General features: G+C 45.0%; 2 protein-coding genes. Both read left to right on the top strand.

All coding sequences use genetic code 11. The features are described from left to right. Window positions 1-346 (top strand): hypothetical protein (locus A3762_RS27965; protein ID WP_068757791.1); only part of this gene is annotated, 346 nt, incomplete at its 5' end. Next, entirely contained in the window at window positions 333-887 is a 555-nt protein-coding gene (locus A3762_RS22840) for a sortase domain-bontaining protein (RefSeq protein WP_068756468.1), read from the top strand. The genes A3762_RS27965 and A3762_RS22840, both read left to right, overlap by 14 nt. The last annotated feature ends 254 nt before the right edge of the window (window positions 888-1,141 follow it).

The following is a 1,141-nucleotide window of genomic DNA, read 5'->3' as shown; positions in this document are numbered from 1 at the left end:
AGCAAATCGCACAAGCGAAGGCGTCAAAGCACGTTATCAACAAAGTGCAACAGACTTAGCGCTGCAACATCATCAGCTCAGTCGCTATACCAGTTTAGTCGCGGTAGATGTTACTCCCGAGCGCACGCAAGAAGCACTGTTGCGACAGAAACTGAAGTCAAATCTTCCTAAAGGCTGGCAAAGTAAAAATCCCGATGGCGCGAAGTTGTATCTTGCTCAGACGGGCAACGGAACAACTTGGTTACTTACCATCGGTTTTCTGATCGTAGGGCTTACCGTTTTGCCTTTGCTAGCTTTTAACTTACTTGGTTTAAGTAAGAAGGGAGTACGCTATGAAACAGCTTAATAAACTAGCGCCATGGGTCTTAACAATTGGTTTGGCGTTAGGTTCGCTATTCGTTATGCAAGGCGCATGGATTCATGTGAAAGCGCTAACAGGGCAGTGGTTGATCGAAAACGCTTGGCTTAAAACAGAGCGTGACGGACGCAATTATAAACCGTGGCCGTGGGCAGATTTTTACCCCGTCGCACAGCTCAAAATACCATCCATCGGCGAGTCTTTGTTTGTACTGAATACACCCAGTGGGCAAGCACTCGCCTTTAGCCCTGCGATGACTGTGCATGTGGATGAAGAAACAGGCAAACAAATATTTCTCATCCAAGCGCATAACGATACGCACTTTAAAAATTTGCCATTGCTGGAGAAGGGGGCGTCGCTTCATCTCCAATCGCTAGAGTATGAGCAAGATTTTTCTGTGCAACATACCAAGCACGTAGACTCGCCAGTCCTGCAATTAAATCATGCGTTGGAGAGAGATCGTTTGATCCTCTCTACGTGTGATGAAGATGATTCTGAGAGCCGCAGATACTTGGTTTTGGGGGGGTGATCGCGATTTTCAATTTAATCGATATTAATGCTTTAGATATCGTTTAAACAGGCGAAATAGCACAAAAAGAACGTGCGTATAAGTTGTTGAAATAATCCAGAAGAATTCAAGAATATGCGAGGCACTCTTTTTAGAGGCTGTTCGTTAGTCAGCTTCCCTTTGAGCAGTCTGATTTAGCTGCTATTATCTTTTGATTAGTGAAGCGTATTATTGTTGGGCTGCATGGTTCTCTGCCACGACCTCAGTCAAACATG

This window comes from Oleiphilus sp. HI0125 (assembly GCF_001635355.1).
Note: the sequence above shows the minus strand (reverse complement) of the source record. Positions and strands in the feature narration are given on the sequence as shown.